Annotated in this window: 14 protein-coding genes; 11 read left to right on the top strand and 3 right to left on the bottom strand. The window is 62.6% G+C overall.

The features are described 5' to 3' along the window. Positions 1–470 precede the first annotated feature (470 nt). The 6 genes from E1956_RS27085 to E1956_RS27110 all read left to right on the top strand — a co-directional run bounded on the left by E1956_RS27085 (position 471) and on the right by E1956_RS27110 (position 6,373). Positions 471–815, top strand: a complete 345-nt coding sequence (locus E1956_RS27085) for a hypothetical protein (protein WP_134755030.1) — start codon at positions 471–473, stop codon at positions 813–815. Further along, entirely contained in the window at positions 805–1,437 is a 633-nt protein-coding gene (locus E1956_RS27090; protein WP_134755032.1) for a Dabb family protein, read from the top strand. The genes E1956_RS27085 and E1956_RS27090 overlap by 11 nt, the downstream gene beginning before the upstream one ends. Positions 1,438–1,504: 67 nt before the next feature. Continuing rightward, positions 1,505–2,497 (top strand): NADP-dependent oxidoreductase, encoded by a 993-nt coding sequence (locus E1956_RS27095; RefSeq protein WP_134755034.1) that lies wholly within the window; start codon positions 1,505–1,507, stop codon positions 2,495–2,497. Between the two features lie 39 nt (positions 2,498–2,536). Next, positions 2,537–3,412, top strand: coding sequence for an SDR family NAD(P)-dependent oxidoreductase (locus tag E1956_RS27100; protein WP_134755036.1), 876 nt, complete (start codon positions 2,537–2,539; stop codon positions 3,410–3,412). A 2-nt stretch (positions 3,413–3,414) separates the two neighbouring features. Next, positions 3,415–4,239 (top strand): SDR family NAD(P)-dependent oxidoreductase, encoded by an 825-nt coding sequence (locus E1956_RS27105; RefSeq protein WP_134755038.1) that lies wholly within the window; start codon positions 3,415–3,417, stop codon positions 4,237–4,239. A 751-nt stretch (positions 4,240–4,990) separates the two neighbouring features. Next, on the top strand, positions 4,991–6,373 hold the full coding sequence (locus tag E1956_RS27110; RefSeq protein ID WP_134755041.1) for a DUF1329 domain-containing protein: 1,383 nt from the start codon (positions 4,991–4,993) through the stop codon (positions 6,371–6,373). Positions 6,374–6,450: 77 nt separating this feature from the next. Here E1956_RS27110 and gfa read toward each other — a convergent pair whose 3' ends face one another. Next, positions 6,451–7,026 (bottom strand): S-(hydroxymethyl)glutathione synthase, encoded by a 576-nt coding sequence (gene gfa, locus E1956_RS27115; RefSeq protein WP_134755043.1) that lies wholly within the window; start codon positions 7,024–7,026, stop codon positions 6,451–6,453. Between the two features lie 353 nt (positions 7,027–7,379). Here gfa and E1956_RS27120 point away from each other — a divergent pair, with 353 nt between their 5' ends. Next, on the top strand, positions 7,380–8,153 hold the full coding sequence (locus E1956_RS27120; RefSeq protein ID WP_134755045.1) for an ABC transporter substrate-binding protein: 774 nt from the start codon (positions 7,380–7,382) through the stop codon (positions 8,151–8,153). Positions 8,154–8,254: 101 nt separating this feature from the next. Here the strand turns inward: E1956_RS27120 and E1956_RS27125 are convergent, their stop codons facing one another. Continuing rightward, positions 8,255–9,205, bottom strand: a complete 951-nt coding sequence (locus E1956_RS27125; protein WP_134755047.1) for a LysR family transcriptional regulator — start codon at positions 9,203–9,205, stop codon at positions 8,255–8,257. 140 nt (positions 9,206–9,345) lie between these two features. Between E1956_RS27125 and E1956_RS27130 the strand changes: the two genes are divergently transcribed. From E1956_RS27130 to E1956_RS27140, 3 genes are all read left to right on the top strand, one after another. Continuing rightward, positions 9,346–10,509 (top strand): M20 aminoacylase family protein, encoded by a 1,164-nt coding sequence (locus E1956_RS27130; RefSeq protein WP_134755049.1) that lies wholly within the window; start codon positions 9,346–9,348, stop codon positions 10,507–10,509. Positions 10,510–10,579: 70 nt separating this feature from the next. Further along, complete coding sequence (locus E1956_RS27135) at positions 10,580–11,359, top strand: ABC transporter substrate-binding protein (RefSeq protein WP_134755051.1); 780 nt, start codon at positions 10,580–10,582, stop codon at positions 11,357–11,359. A gap of 52 nt (positions 11,360–11,411) precedes the next feature. Continuing rightward, entirely contained in the window at positions 11,412–12,578 is a 1,167-nt protein-coding gene (locus E1956_RS27140; protein ID WP_418789314.1) for a porin, read from the top strand. Positions 12,579–12,605: 27 nt separating this feature from the next. Here the strand turns inward: E1956_RS27140 and E1956_RS27145 are convergent, their stop codons facing one another. Beyond that, on the bottom strand, positions 12,606–13,553 hold the full coding sequence (locus E1956_RS27145; protein ID WP_134755053.1) for a LysR substrate-binding domain-containing protein: 948 nt from the start codon (positions 13,551–13,553) through the stop codon (positions 12,606–12,608). A gap of 190 nt (positions 13,554–13,743) precedes the next feature. Here E1956_RS27145 and E1956_RS27150 point away from each other — a divergent pair, with 190 nt between their 5' ends. Beyond that, positions 13,744–14,829 (top strand): aromatic ring-hydroxylating dioxygenase subunit alpha, encoded by a 1,086-nt coding sequence (locus E1956_RS27150; protein ID WP_134755055.1) that lies wholly within the window; start codon positions 13,744–13,746, stop codon positions 14,827–14,829. Position 14,830: the final 1 nt, after the last annotated feature.

Consider the following 14,830-nt stretch of genomic DNA (forward strand, 5'->3'; position numbering starts at 1 on the left):
GTTCACCACTGCCCCGTATATCGGAGCGGCTCCGGGGCATCCGTCTTCTCGCACATTCGTTTGATTTCCGCATACACGCTTGCACCCGGTCGGTTTGGGTTATCGCCGACGGCGCGCGCAGCGCCGTACGGCATCACCCCGGATGCACGTGTATTCGTAGTCCCCACACGTATTCGCCTGTCCAGGCGCATGCCTCGTTTCCCTTGTTGACCCGCCGTCATGCGCGTAGCGCGTGACGGGATGAATACGCCCTCTATCACCGCTTATTCCGGTGTCTTCGCACGATCGTGCGCCTCCGAACGGGCTTTCATGCGCGTCGCGTTTTGACCGCCGCGGTAGGGATGGCTGATCGGGCCGGTAGGGGTTTAGCCTCAAACTGCACCCTAGAATCATACCCACCTCCCGCACCGCGCCGCCCGCACGGCGGCGCAGCAGGGCAGTCAAAACCCGGCACTTCCTCATAACGAATCATGATCCATATTCTCGATGAAATCACGCTCGCCACCGAGCGCGTCCCGGAGGTGCTCGCAGCGCTGCAGCAACACTATCTGCCCGGCCACGCGTCACGTGGATTGAGCCTCGCCGGACAATGGGTGTCGCCGCCCGTCGCCGTGCCCGGCCAGCCCAACGTCCTGCGCCTGTTGTGGCAGGTCGCCGACGCACCGGCCTATTACCGCGTGCGTGCGATGACCGATGCCGCGGTCGTCGGCTTCTGGATGAACGTCGATGCCATTTGCGAAAGCCGGCAGCGCCATGTGATGGTCGACGCGCAGTCGCCGTTGCCCGCTCCGCTGGAGGCACATCATGCGGCATGAGACGGCCCAGGTATTCATCGACGCGGGCGCCGACACGAACGCGATCGAACGCGCTGTAGCGGCGCGCGTCGCCGGACTGGCCGAACACGGCCGTATCGGCTTCGCGCGCAATCTCGAAGGCAGTTGGGGCGCGGGCGACTACACGCTCGATCTCATGCTTGACGACGACGCTCCGGCATGCGATGACGTATTCGCCGATCTCGCCGCGATTGCCGGCGTCGCCCGCATCGATCATGTCGGATGCCTAAGCATTGGGGGCGGCCTGCGCGATTCAGGTTTGCGCGACGGCATCTGGCGCACGCTGATGCTTCGGGTTCGCGCCGGGGCCAGTGACAGTCATGTCGCCGCGCTCGAGCGCGAGTTGCTGCAAATGCCCGCGTTCATGGCCGGCATCCGCAACTGGCGGTTGAGCCGCGTCGCCACGCCCGGCACGTGGACGCACGTCTGGCAGCAAGAGTTCACGCGGGCCGACGACCTGCTCGGCGAATACCTGATGCATCCGTTCCACTGGGGCTGGGTCGACCGATGGTTCGACGCTGAACATCCCCAATGGACCGTAGAAGCGATCTCGCACGCATTCTGTCCGCTTGAGTCGAGTCTGCTGACGGTCCCCGCTTCGTAGTACGCCTCGCAGTTCATCTCGTAGTGCGCCGAATATGGCGAATCGAATAAATAAAGGAGACATCCCTGTGCGAGCTATTCAGATTGACCGCACCGGTCCTTCGGATTTGATGACCGTGGCGGACCTGCCCATACCCGAACCCGGCCCCGGCGAGGTGCTGATCCGCATCGCGTGCGCCGGCGTCAATCCCGCCGACTGGAAGTGCCGTGAGGGCTATCTTGGCGCGTTCATCGAATACACGTTCCCGTTCGTGATCGGCTTCGACGCGGCCGGTGTCGTCGTCGCGCTGGGGGAGGGCGTAGACGGGCCGCCGCCCGGCACGCGCGTCTTCGCGCAAACCGACGTGGGCGCCGGGAAGTGGGGCTCGTTTGCCGAGTTTGTGACGGTGCGGCATGACTCAGTCGTTCGCATTCCTGAGAACATGAGCTTCGCACAAGCCGCCGCGACGCCGACGCCGGCGCTGGCCGCCTGGGCTGGCGTCTTCGACGACGGCGGCCTGAGCGCCGGGCAAAAGATCCTGATTCATGGCGGTGCTGGCGCCGTCGGCACGTTTGCGATCCAGTTCGCCAAGCAGGCGGGCGCCGAAGTCGCCGCCACTTGCGCGGCACACAACCGGTCTTATGTCCAGGCGCTCGGCAGCGACCTCGCTATCGACTACCAGTCCGAGGATATCGGGGCCGCCGTGAAGGCGTGGGCGCCGCATGGCGTCGATGTCGTGCTCGACGCGGTTGGCGCAGGCACTTTGCCCACCGCGCTGGATATGCTGGCAACGGGCGGGGTGCTCGTCAACATCATGACGCTTACCGCCGAAGATGCCGAACGGCTGCCGGCGCTTGCCGCCGAGGCCGGCAAGCGCGGTCTGCGTACCGCGATGACCTTCAGCCGCATGCCGAGCGGCGAGCAGCTCGGCCGTATCGCCGCGCTCGTCGAGCAGGCCGGCCTGCAAACACCGCGCGTCGAAACCCTGCCGCTCGAACAGGCACCGCGGGCGCTGGACCTCGTTCAGTTCGGCCAAGCCAAAGCGAAACTCGTCCTCGACGTGGCCGATCTGGCCGGCTGACAGCGAGCGAAATCGACCGATAATCACTAAGGAAAGCTGATGAATGACATCGGAACGCAAAAACTTGCGGGCAAGTGTGCGCTCGTGACCGGCGCGAGCCGCGGCATCGGCCGCGCGATCGCGCAGCGGCTCGCCGCCGAAGGCGCAACCGTGGTGGTGACGGCGCGCAGCCTCGGGCACTCGGGGGACGTGGCCGGCACGCTAGCGGAGACGGTCGCGCTGATCGAAAGCGCCGGTGGCCGCGCGATTGCGCTTGCCGCCGATCTGACCGATGCCGTCGGTCGCGATGCGCTCGTCGAGCGCGCGGCGCAGGCCGCTGGCGGGCTGGACATCCTGATCAACAACGCGGGCGTCGCCGACTACGAGAGCGTCGAGAATATGCCCATGGAGATGTTCGAGCGCACCTTCGACCACTATCTGCGCATCCCGTTCGCACTCGCGCAGGCGGCAATCCCGCTGATGCGCTCACGCGGCGCGGGCTGGATCGTGAATGTCGGCTCGGTGACGGCGCTGCCGCCGCTGCGCCCCTTCGACGATTTCGCGCGCGCCGGGGGCGCCACCGTGTACGCGGCGGTGAAGGCAGCGCTCTCGCGCTTCACGCAAGGGCTCGCGGCCGAACTCGAGGCCGATGGCATTGCCGTCAATCTGGTGGCGCCGAGCACCGCGATCCGCACGCCTGGCGCGGCCCGCTATATTCCGGAGGGCTACCCGACCGAAGACGTCGCCTATCTGGCCGAAACGGCGCTCGCGTTGTGCCTGCTGCCGGCGCGCGAGCGCACTGGCGTCATCGCGCACAGCCTGCATTTCCCGCTCGCGAACGCGTTGCAGGTGCGCTCGCTCGATGGGCGCACCGTGCTGCCGCCGCCCACGGTGCCGGCCTACGCGCATCCCCACATCAACGCTTTGGGAGTCTGAACATGACGACATCGATTCGCTTCGACGGCGGGACGGCCGTCATCACTGGCGCGGCCAGCGGCATCGGCAGCGGTCTTGCGCGGCACGCGGCCGGGCTCGGCATGCGCCTCGTGCTTGCCGATCTCGATGCGGCGCGGCTCGACGCGTTCGCCGCGACGCTCGATACCGAAGTGCTGTGCGTGCCGACCGACGTCAGCCGGCCGGAGGCGGTCGAGGCGCTGGCGCAAGCTGCGTGGCAGCGCTTCGGCGGTGTCGATTTGCTGTTCAATAATGCCGGCATCATGGCAACGGGCTTCAGTTGGGAAATCTCGGCTGAACGCTTCGAGCGCAGCTTTGCGGTCAATGTGCATGGCGTGCTCAACGGCATGCGTAGTTTCGTGCCGCGCATGCTCGAACGCAACGTGTCTGCACGCATTGTGAATACCGCATCGATTGGCGGGTTCTTGCCGAGCCCGCTGATGGCGCCTTACTCGGCGACGAAGTTTGCAGTGGTGGCGCTGACTGAATCGCTGCATGGCGAGTTGAAGATGATCGGCGCGCCGATCGGTGTCTCGCTGCTGGCGCCGGGGCCGGTGCAGAGCTCGATCTTTGATGATCCGTTTGGTGGCGCGTATGAGCGCGCTGAGGTGCGCGGGTTTGTTGACACGATGCGCAAGATGCTTGGTGCGAATGGGCTCACGCCGGATCAGTTCGCTGAACGCGTGTTCGAAGGGATTCGTGAGGGGCGGTATTGGCTCCTACCGCAGCCGGAGATGATCGATCAAGCGTTGCAGTATCGGACGCAGGGGATTCTGGATAGACGTAATCCGGAACTGCCGGTGTATTGAATTTGCGTGGTTCTCGGCGCGTTGGCCTTAACTTGTATTCGCGGCGGGCCGCAGGCCACCTACTTTCTTTGCCGCGGCAAAGAAAAGTAGGCAAAAGAAAGCCGCTCAAACCGCCAGTGTGACGCAGTTCACCACTGCCCTGTCAATCGGAGTGGCTCCGGGGCGTCTGTCATCACGCGGCGTATAGCGGAGTGACTAAGGGCTCATCCAACCGGCGGCGCTGCGCGCGCCGTGGGGTATAACCCAAACCAGTGGGATACATGCGTGTACGCGGGATCATGGGTATTGGTAGGTTGCATTAAAATACATAGGAATCCGATGTATTTAGCGGAAGCAATCCCGCGCTTTCGCCGGCAGCACGCCCGGTTTTCCTTGCATACCCTTCCGCCCGCGCGTAGCGCGTGGCGGGAAGAATGAGCCCTTTGTCACTAACGCGGAGTGTGCGAGATGACGGATGCTCCGGAGCCGCTCCGGTTGGAGGGGCCGTGGTGGACGGCGTAACACTGGCGGTTTAAGCCGCTTTCTTTTGCCTACTTTTCTTTGCGGCTGCAAAGAAAAGTAGGTGCCGCCCCGCACAGGGGCAACGCCTGCGGCCCGCCGCGAAAACAAGTTAAGGCCAAAGCCAAAAAGAATCCCCCAAACCCGATAAATCACAATTTAAAAACACTCACTGAGCACGTTGCACCCGCAGTTCAGTCCGGCGACGCTATCGCCAAGACCTGCTCACAATTCTATGTAATAAGGAATGCAAATGAAAAAAGCCATTCACATCGCGATACCCATCTGCGCACTAGCAGCAACCCTGACGCTGGCAACAGCGTCCCTCGCAAAAACCAGCCCCGAGGACATGGCAAAGCTGGAAGGCCCGCTCACCCCAATGGGCGCCGAACGCGCCGGGAACGCAGACGGCACCATCCCCGCCTGGACCGGCAAATGGCTCGGCGCCCCGCCCGACATCACCTACAAGCAGGGCGAACGCTTCCCCGACCCCTACGCGAGCGACAAGCCACTCTTCACGATTACCGCACAGAACATGCAGCAGTACGCAGCGCGTCTAACCGACGGCGAAAAGGCGCTCCTGAAGAAGTACCCGGATACCTTCAAGATCACCGTGTATCCGAGCCATCGCGATTTCCGCTACCCGGACGAGGTCTACAAGGCGATCCGCACCTACGCGCCGCAGACGACCATGACGCCGGACCAGAACGGCTTGAAGGATTTTCCGCCAGTCGCGCCGTTCCCGGTACCCAAGGACGGGGTGGAAGCCATGTGGAACCTGCGCTTCGCCTCGCTGATCGAGTGCGAGAGCGCCACCTATGACCAGGCCGTCGTCTATCCGGATGGCAACATCGCCCGGGGCAAGGTGAACTACTTCATTTACGGGCCGCGCGGCGCCATTCCGTTCCAGCCAGCCAACAACCCGCTCGTGAACAAGACGTTCGCGCGCGTGCAAACCCAGTTGCCGTTGTCCGACCGCGGCTCGCTTATCGTGAGCTATGACATGTGGAACGAGGAAGGCTCGGACACGCGCCGCGCGTGGCAATACAACCCCGGCACGCGCCGCGTGCGCCAAATGCCCGAGTACGGCTTCGACCAGCCGATCGGCCCGGGCGGCTTCCGCACGGTGGACGACGACCGTCTCTTCAACGGCTCGGGTGAACGCTACGACTGGAAGATCCTCGGCAAGCGCGAGATCTACATCCCGTACGACAACTACAAGCTGATGGACCCGTCGATCAAGTACAGCGATCTGCTGACGAAGGGCCATGAAAACATGCAGTACATGCGTTTCGAACTGCATCGCGTGTGGGTGCTGCAGGCGACGCTGAAAGCCGGCTTCCGCCACCAGTACGCGAAGCGCGTGCTGTATCTCGACGAGGATAGCTGGAACGCAGTCGCCGCCGACAACTACGACGCGCGCGGCACGCTGTGGCGCATGAACCTCGCGCCCACGCTCTATGCATACGACGCCAAGTCGTTCTACTCGACCTCGGTCTTCTATCACGACCTGATCTCGGGCGCGTACTATGCGGACCGTCTGTCGAACCAGGAGGAGATGCCGATTCTCTCGCATACGTCGAACATGACCGAGGCGTTTTTCTCCCCCGACTCGATCCGCGGCGACGGCAACTAATGTGCGCCACCGCGCGCCCGGCGGCTCTTGCCGGCGCGCGCCGGGCACGGGCTTTGTCAAGCCCAGCTTAACGCTGATCAGGCCTCGCGGTAGGTACCCTTTGCCTTGGCCGAGTGCGTGGAGAGGATGTCCATGAGCGCGGGGCTCAGGCAATCATAGGGTTCCAGGCCCTGGTCGCGCAGACTCTGGCGCACTTGGGCCATCAGCGAAGGCGGCGTTCCGCTCTCGATGATCGACGAAACGAACGCCGCGAAACCGGGGCCGTCCCAGCCGGCATCGCTGGACAACTCGGTGTGGATGAAATCGAGCCCGTAGAACGCGTGGTCCTTGTTCTCGATGCGCCCATACAAATGCGTGCCGCAGGCGGTGCAGGCATGGCGCTGGATAAGCGCCTTCTCGTCGACGACCTTCAGCTTTTCTCCGTGGGCCACCACGGAAAGCTTCTCGCGCGGCACTACACCCACGACCGAGAACAACGCGCCTGCGGGCTTCCAGCACTTGGTGCAACCGCAGGCGTGGTTGAACAACACCTGTGAGGCGACCTGCACTTCAACCGGGTCGCTACTGCACTTGCAGCGCAGCGTGCCGCCTGCGAAGTTCTCGATACCTTTCTTGATGCCCTGATCGACGGTCGGGTGAAGCGCAATGGCCATGATGTGTCTCCTTGAAGGCGCGTGAGCGGTGAACGGTCGTTTGGATCGACTCGCCCATTGGATCGGGCGAGGGCGATTGAGCGTGATACTGGGGATGAGTATAGGTCAATACTGTGGGGGAGTATACGGTCGCGTTGATGCGCTGTTGCGTACCGAGGGGGCACGTTTTAGAAAAACTTAAGCATCGTGCATCGGTACACCTCTATTATTCGATTTTTTGTGTCCCTATGCTTGGGCCAATGTTGTTCGCGCCATCCCAAGGGCGGATCTGCTCTCGTTAACCCTCGCTCCCGTAGTCGGGTCTCTGGCCGACGCTGAAAGCGACCATTTCGAACAGGAATTCCATGTTTGCCATGAAGAAGACGCTGGTGTGTCTCACGCTGTCACTTGCGGCGCTCAGCGCTCACGCAAAGGCATTGACCGAGCTGAGGTTCGGCGTCGATCCGACCTATGCCCCGTTTGAATCCAAAGCGCCGGACGGCAAGCTCGTGGGCTTCGAAATCGATCTCGGCAATGAAATTTGCCGGCGGCTGCATGCGAAGTGTGTGTGGGTGGAGACGGCGTTTGATGGGATCATTCCTGCTTTGCAGGGGCGCAAGTTCGATGCGATTCTGTCGGCGATGTCGGTTACGCCGAAGCGGGAAGCGCAGGTTGCGTTCTCCAGTATGTTGTTCAATACGCCGAGTAGTTTGATTGGGCCACGGGGGTCTACGTTGCAGCCTACGGTTGCTTCGCTGAAGGGAAAGAACGTGGGGGTGGCGCAAGGGTCTACGCAGGAAGCCTATGCGAAGGCTTATTGGGCGCCGGCGGGTATCAACGTAGTTTCGTATGCGAATCAGGAGCTGGTTTATACCGACCTTCGGTCGGGGCGGCTTGATGTGACGCTTACGGATATGATTTCTGGTAGTAATGGGTTTTTGAAGACGCCGCAAGGGCGGGATTATGCTTTTCTTGGTGCGGCGGTTAATGATCCCAAGACGCTTGGGGTGGGGGCTGCCATTGGGTTGCGAAAGAGTGATACTGAGCTGCGAGCGATGATCGATCAGGCTATTGCCGATATGATTAAGGATGGGACTTATCAGAAGATCGAGCGGCGGTATTTTGATTTTGATGTGTTGGGGGGGTGATTTTTTTTGCCCGGTTCCCGGCGCGTTGGTGTTTAACTTGTATTCGCGGCGGGCCCCGAAAACAAGTTAAGGCCAACGCGCGAGGAGCGCAAAAAAAAATTTCAAACTAACAAATCAACAGACCTCAACACATTCCGCGTCTCAGGCGAATCAGAAAATTGCGCATAGTGCACAGCCTCCACGAGGCACTCAATAAAGCACTCAGCCGCAACACTCAGCGGATACCCACTCCTCGAAATAATACTCACTTTCGCATCTTCGAGCTGCTCCCGCACGGGCACCGCACATAACCCTTCCCGCGCAGCGCTCACCTCCACGAGCGGCCACGGAAACACACTAGCCATATCGCTCTGCCTCAAAAGCGCAAGCGCAATCGCAAACGAATGCACAAGATGAATCTTTCGCGGCACTGGCAGCGCATGCTGCTCAAACATATTCTGCGCAGACGGCCCATCATTCGCAGGATCCCAGGTCAGCAACCAATCGAGATCACACAGCTCCGCCAATGACCGGCAATTCGCGCGCGGATGATCCTGCCGCACGACAACAGCACACGACGACGAAAACAGCGGCCGATACTGAAACTCCACACCAAGATCCCCCGGCGTAGGCCTGCCAAGAAAGAAGTCAAGGCTCCCATCCCGCAGCCGCGGATTCGCAATCGGCAGCAAGCCTTCAAAAAACTCCAGACGAATGTCGGGCATGCGCTCGGTGAAGCGCCTCATGGTCTCGGGTAGAAACGTCATCGCCAGCCACGGCGTGATCGCAATCGACAGCTTGCCGCTAGCCGTGCCACGCATGGTATCAACCGCCTCTTGCGCGCGCGCCATCTGACCCACCATCAGCCGCGCATGCACCAGCAGGGTTTGCCCGAATTCCGTCAACGTGACACCCGATGACGTGCGCAGCACGAGCGGTATCTGCGCGTCTTCCTCGAGCTGACGCAGGCTTTTCGTAATGGCGGCCGGCGATGCATCGAGCGCGCGCGCCGCGCCGCGAATGCCGCCGGCGTCCGCAACGGCAACGAGCGTTCGGAGTTGATGGAGTTTCATGCGCTCTCTGGCGGGTCTCGCGTCCGGGGAAGTGTTAGCCGCAGGTTGCCACGTTCACGATTTGGGCTCTCCCTGGGCGCTTTCTGTCGCGATACGTTAGCACCAGCTGTTCACTTTTTGAATACACGGAGACGCTCACGATGACCGATTTGTCCGATATCCACGCCAGCAGCCGCGAAATGATCGAGTTGCGCCAGCACATTCACGCCCATCCCGAGCTAGGCTACGAAGAATTCGCCACGAGCGATCTCGTGGCGCAGCGTCTCGCCGATTGGGGCTATGAGGTGCATCGCGGGCTGGCCGGCACGGGCGTGGTGGGGACGCTGAAATGCGGCACCGGATCGCGCCGCATTGGCCTGCGCGCCGACATGGACGCGCTGCCCGTGCATGAGCAAACCGGCCTGCCGTATGCGAGCCGTCATGCGGGCAAGATGCACGCGTGCGGTCACGATGGCCACACGGCCATGCTGCTCGCCGCAGCAAAGCAGCTCGCGCAGTCGCGCAATTTCGACGGTACGCTCAACCTGTTCTTCCAGCCCGCGGAAGAAGGCCTCGCGGGCGCGCGGCGCATGCTCGAAGACGGCGCGCTCGAACGCTTTCCCTGCGATGCCGTGTTCGCCATGCACAACATGCCGGGCCATCCGGCCGGCAAGCTCGGGTTTCGCGCGGGCCCATTCATGGCGTCGGCGGATCAGGTCACCGTGCGCGTGACCGGCGTGGGTGGCCATGGCGCCATGCCGCACAAGACGGTCGACCCCGTGGTCGTGTGCGCGGCCATCGTGTTCGCGCTGCAAACCGTGGTCTCGCGCAACGTCGCGCCGCTCGATATGGCCGTGATCACGGTGGGCGCGATTCATGCCGGCGAGGCATCGAACGTGATTCCCGGCGAAGCCCACATGGCGATCTCGGTGCGCGCGCTGCGCCCGGAAGTTCGTGATGACCTGGAGCGCCGCATCAAGGCGGTCATCGCGGCTCAGGCGGCCGTCTACGGCGCGAGCGCCGAGGTCACCTATGAGGCCAGCTATCCGGTGCTCGTCAACGACACGGAAATGACCGCCTTCGCCGAGAAAGTCGCGCGCGACTGGGTGGGCGATGCCGGCATGATCGAGAACCTCGCGCCGTTGACAGGCAGCGAAGATTTCGCGTGGTTCCTGCAACGCTGCCCGGGCTGCTATCTGATCATCGGCAACGGCGATGGCGAAGGCAGCTGCATGGTCCACAACCCCGGCTACGACTTCAACGACGACATCCTCATGACCGGCGCGGGCTACTGGGTGCGTCTCGTCGAAAGCTTCCTCGTCTGACCGGATTGCGTGCCGGCCGCGCGGCACGTTTGCGTCGCGCACACCATTTACCCATTGCTAAGGACAATTGATGAAACGTACAGCGCTTTCGTGTTTTCTCCTGCTGGCCATGCTGCCGCTCGCGGCCAGCGCTCAGGAACCGCAGGTCATCCGCTTCGGCGTGGACCCCAGCTATCCGCCGATGGAATCGAAGGCGCCCGATGGCAGCCTGCGAGGCTTCGACATCGAACTCGGCAATGCGATCTGCGCGACGCTTCATGAGAAGTGCGTCTGGGTCGAACAAAGCTTCGATGGCATGATTCCCGCGCTCAAGGCTCGCAAGTTCGACGCGATTCTGTCCGCCATGTCGGCGACCGAGGTGCGCCGTCAGCAGATCGATTTCACCAACCGCATTTACAACGGCCCCTCGGCGCTGATCGCGCGCACCGGATCGAAGCTTCAGCCAACCACGCAGGGCTTGCAGGGCAAGCGTGTCGGCGTCGTGCAAGGGTCGACCCAGGAGGCCTACGCCAAGGCGGAGTGGGCGCCGCACGGCATTACGGTCGTGGCGTATCAAACCCAGGACCAAATCTATGAGGACCTGGCAACCGGGCGGCTCGACGCCGCGTTTCAGGCGGCCGTGCAGGCCGACTATGGCTTTCTCAGGACCCCGCGCGGCAAGGGCTATGCCATGGCCGGCGAGCTCGTGAAGGACCCGCGCCTCGCAGGCAACGGCGTGGCCATTGGCGTGCGCAAGGGCGATACGGCACTTGAATCGCGTATCAACGACGCCATCGGCACGATTCGCAAGAACGGAACCTATCAGCAGATTGCCGCGAAGTATTTCCAGTTCGACATCTACGGCGATTGATTCGCGGTCTGCTCAGTGAAAAATTCTTATAACGATGGTTTAGGAGATCTGAATGAAGAAGTCCTGGTTTGGAGTGTGCATGTTGGGCACGATGGGAGCGTTGGCCGGGGTTCAAACGGCGGCTCATGCACAGAGCAGTGTGGCGCTGTACGGGATCGTCGACGAGGGGATCGACTATACGAGCAACGTACTAGGGCACTCGCAATGGAAAATGTCGAGTGGCGACGCGCAGGGCAGCCGCTGGGGACTCAAAGGCAGCGAGGATCTGGGAGGCGGCTACAAGGCGGTCTTTCAGCTGGAAAACGGCTTCGACGTGAATAGCGGCCGGTTGATGCAAGGCGGCCGGATGTTCGGCCGCCAGGCCTGGGTGGGCGTATCGAACGATTCATACGGAACGCTGAGCCTCGGGCGCCAGTATGATTCGCTCGTCGAGTTTCTGGGTCCGCTTACGGCGAACGGCAACTGGGGCGGCTATCTGTTCGAGCACCCCTACGATAACGACAATACCGACAACTCGTTCCGCCTGAATAACGCCGTGCAGTATTACAGCGCGAATTTCAGCGGCTTCCAGTTCGGCGCGACCTATGCGTTCTCGAACAGCCCCGGACAGATCTCGACGAACAATGCGCAGAGCGTCGGTGCGAGCTACGCGAACGGCGGCTTCACCATCGGCCTTGCCTATTTGAACGTGACGAACCCCGGTGTGAATTCCGCCGGCGCGGTGGCGACGAACGACGCGGGGTTCTTCGCCGAACGGCAGCGCGTATTCGGTGCCGGTATCAACTATGCGCTGGGCAACGCGATGGTCGGCTTCGTGTACAGCCATACGGACCTGCGCAATCCCACCGCCTACGCCTACATTAGCGGGTCCATCGTGCCGCCGGGGCAAAGCGTGTCGTCATTGAAATTCGATAACTTCGAATTGTCGGGGACCTATCATGTGACCCCGGCCTTCATGCTCGGTGCGATGTACGACTTCACGCAGGCGAAGCTCGATGCTTCGGGCGGCTCGTCGAAGCCGAAGTGGCACACGTTCGGCCTGATGGCGGACTACAACCTCTCGAAGCGCACGGACGTCTACGTGATGGCAAGCATGCAGAAGGCCGTGAGCGCGCATACGGGCACGGCTTTCGACGTCGCGTACACGGGTGGCGCCGACGATTCGTCCACGAGCGAAACCCAAACCGTGGCGCGCATCGGCATTCGTCACAAGTTCTGAGCGCCGCCACCGTGGTCGCCTGAAGCCTCAGGCGACCACGTGCAGCATGCTCTCGTTGCGTTGTTGCTGTTCTTTGCCGCGCGTAAGCAGCCAACGATGGAAATGGCGGCAGTGGGGCCGGTCGAATGCGTTCGGCTTCCACGTGAGGAAGTAGGGCGAAGGCAACGAAAGCCCGAGCGCGAAGGGCATGACGAGACGGCCGGCGGCGAGGTCGTCGCAAACCATCGAGCTTTGGGCCAGCGCGAACCCGTAGCCGTCGATGGCCGCCTGAATCGCCACGCTCGAGAGCGAGAGCACGAGGTGGTTCTCGTTGAACTCGCCGCAATCCACTTCGTTCGCGACGAACCATTCGCGCCATGACGGCGGCGAGGCGAACTTCGGCAGCCAGTCCACCGATATCAGCGGGTAGGCGAGCAGGTCCGCTGGGTGCTCGAGCGGCGTGCCCGAATCGAGCAGGCGCGGGCTGCACACGGGCACCACGCAGTCGCGGAAGAGCTCGACGGTGTTCTCGGCGTTCACGATCCGCTCGCCATAGCTAATGCGAAAGTCGATTTCGTAGCCGTCGGGCGAGGGCTCCGTGTGCGTGCCGTCGAGATACACGCTGAGCTCGGGGTGCTGGCGCTGCCATTCGAGCATGCGCGGGGCGAGCCACTTCGACAGGAGCGAAGGCAGCGCGCTGATGCTCAGATTGCGCGTGTTCTTCGCGCGTTCGATTTCGGCGTGCGCGACGCGCAGGCTCTCGAATGCCGCCGCGCAACTCTCGTGGTACTGCCGGCCAATCGCCGTGAGGCGCAGCCGCTTGCCGTCCTTTTGCGTGAGATGCAGTCCCAGCGTGTCTTCGAGCAGCTTGATCTGCTGGCTGACCGCGCCCGCGGAGATACCAAGGCGCCGCGCCGCTTCGGTGATGCCGCCGCACCGGCCGACCGCCTCGAAGACCTGTAGCGCGCGTAGCGGTGGAAAGGCATTCGTCGTCATTTCGTCATCGTCCCGGTTCTCGGCGGCTATTCACGTTTTAGAAACTCTAAACGAACAGGCAGGTTTTTACATCTGTTCTTTTGTGTTCTGGTTTTTTATCCTTGGAAACCAGTCGGATGTCAGCGGCCTGCACAGCGCAGCTAAAGGGCGCGAACAGACGAAAAACGAAAACGGACTAGCGGAGGCAACAATGTTTCTGAAGAATGCGTGGTACGTGGCGGCATGGGATGCGGAAGTGACGCGCGAGCTCGCGCCGGTGACCCTGCTGGGCGAGTCCATCGTGATGTATCGGCGCGAGGACGGCACGCCCGTCGCGCTCGAAAATGCGTGCCCGCATCGCAAGCTGCCGCTCTCGATGGGCCGGCTCGTGGGCGATCAGGTCGAGTGCGGCTACCACGGCCTCACGTTCGATTGCGAGGGCGCCTGCGTGCGCGCGCCGGGCAGCCCGAGGATTCCGCCGGGCGCCAAGGTGCGCAGCTACCCGCTGGCGGAGCGCTACGGGCTGCTCTGGATCTGGATGGGCGAGCCGGCTGAGGCCGATGCCGCGAAGATCGTCGACATCGACGAATGGGGCGACCCGGCCTGGGGCGTGAATCGCGGCGACGCGATGACGGTGGACTGCAACTACCTTTACGTCACCGACAATCTGCTGGACCCCTCGCACGTTGCGTGGGTGCACCGCTCTTCGTTCGGCAACGCGGCTTGCGAAGCCGAGCCGCTCAAGACCGAGGTTGCGGCTCACGGCGTGACGGTCTCGCGCTGGATGCGCGATGTGGAAGTTGCGCCGTTCTACGCGCAGTTCGTGCGCTTCGCAGGGCGTTGCGACCGCAAGCAGCATTACGAGGTCCGCTTTCCGTCGCACGCGATCATCAAGGCCGTTTTCACGCCGGCGGGAACGGGCGGCGACGACGCGCCGCTTCATGCCGATGGCTTCCTGATGAATTCCTATAACTTCATGACGCCAGTGAATGCTTCGCAGACGCGCTATTACTGGTTCCAGACGCGCAACTTCGCGCCGGACGACGAGCAGGTGTCGCGCCAGTTCGATGCGGACGTGCGCCATGCGTTCGAAGAAGACCGCGTGGTGTTGCAGGCCGTTCATGCGGGCATGCAGAACGCGCGCACGCCGAACATCGATCTCGCGATCGACGCGGGGCCGCTGCGTTTCAGGCGCGCGCTTGGGCAGATGATCGAGCGTGAGCAGCAAACCGAAAAGCAGGCACGGCCTGTGGCGGTGCCGGTTCACCTCGTGAATCGCGAGCGCGCGGAGCAGTGAA

Origin of the sequence: Paraburkholderia pallida (assembly GCF_004524855.1) — a bacterium.
Taxonomy (GTDB): Bacteria; Pseudomonadota; Gammaproteobacteria; order Burkholderiales; family Burkholderiaceae; genus Paraburkholderia; species Paraburkholderia oxyphila.

Bases quoted from the DNA above. Each gene is read 5' to 3' on its own strand.
- E1956_RS27090 (WP_134755032.1), top strand. From the start codon at position 805: ATGCGGCATGAGACGGCCCAGGTATTCATCGACGCGGGCGCCGACACG.
- E1956_RS27135 (WP_134755051.1), top strand. From the start codon at position 10,580: ATGAAACGTACAGCGCTTTCGTGTTTTCTCCTGCTGGCCATGCTGCCG.
- E1956_RS27120 (WP_134755045.1), top strand. From the start codon at position 7,380: ATGAAGAAGACGCTGGTGTGTCTCACGCTGTCACTTGCGGCGCTCAGC.
- E1956_RS27110 (WP_134755041.1), top strand. From the start codon at position 4,991: ATGAAAAAAGCCATTCACATCGCGATACCCATCTGCGCACTAGCAGCA.
- E1956_RS27150 (WP_134755055.1), top strand. From the start codon at position 13,744: ATGTTTCTGAAGAATGCGTGGTACGTGGCGGCATGGGATGCGGAAGTG.
- E1956_RS27125 (WP_134755047.1), bottom strand. From the start codon at position 9,205: ATGAAACTCCATCAACTCCGAACGCTCGTTGCCGTTGCGGACGCCGGC.
- E1956_RS27145 (WP_134755053.1), bottom strand. From the start codon at position 13,553: ATGACGACGAATGCCTTTCCACCGCTACGCGCGCTACAGGTCTTCGAG.
- E1956_RS27140 (WP_418789314.1), top strand. From the start codon at position 11,412: ATGAAGAAGTCCTGGTTTGGAGTGTGCATGTTGGGCACGATGGGAGCG.
- E1956_RS27100 (WP_134755036.1), top strand. From the start codon at position 2,537: ATGAATGACATCGGAACGCAAAAACTTGCGGGCAAGTGTGCGCTCGTG.
- E1956_RS27105 (WP_134755038.1), top strand. From the start codon at position 3,415: ATGACGACATCGATTCGCTTCGACGGCGGGACGGCCGTCATCACTGGC.
- E1956_RS27085 (WP_134755030.1), top strand. From the start codon at position 471: ATGATCCATATTCTCGATGAAATCACGCTCGCCACCGAGCGCGTCCCG.
- gfa (WP_134755043.1), bottom strand. From the start codon at position 7,026: ATGGCCATTGCGCTTCACCCGACCGTCGATCAGGGCATCAAGAAAGGT.
- E1956_RS27130 (WP_134755049.1), top strand. From the start codon at position 9,346: ATGACCGATTTGTCCGATATCCACGCCAGCAGCCGCGAAATGATCGAG.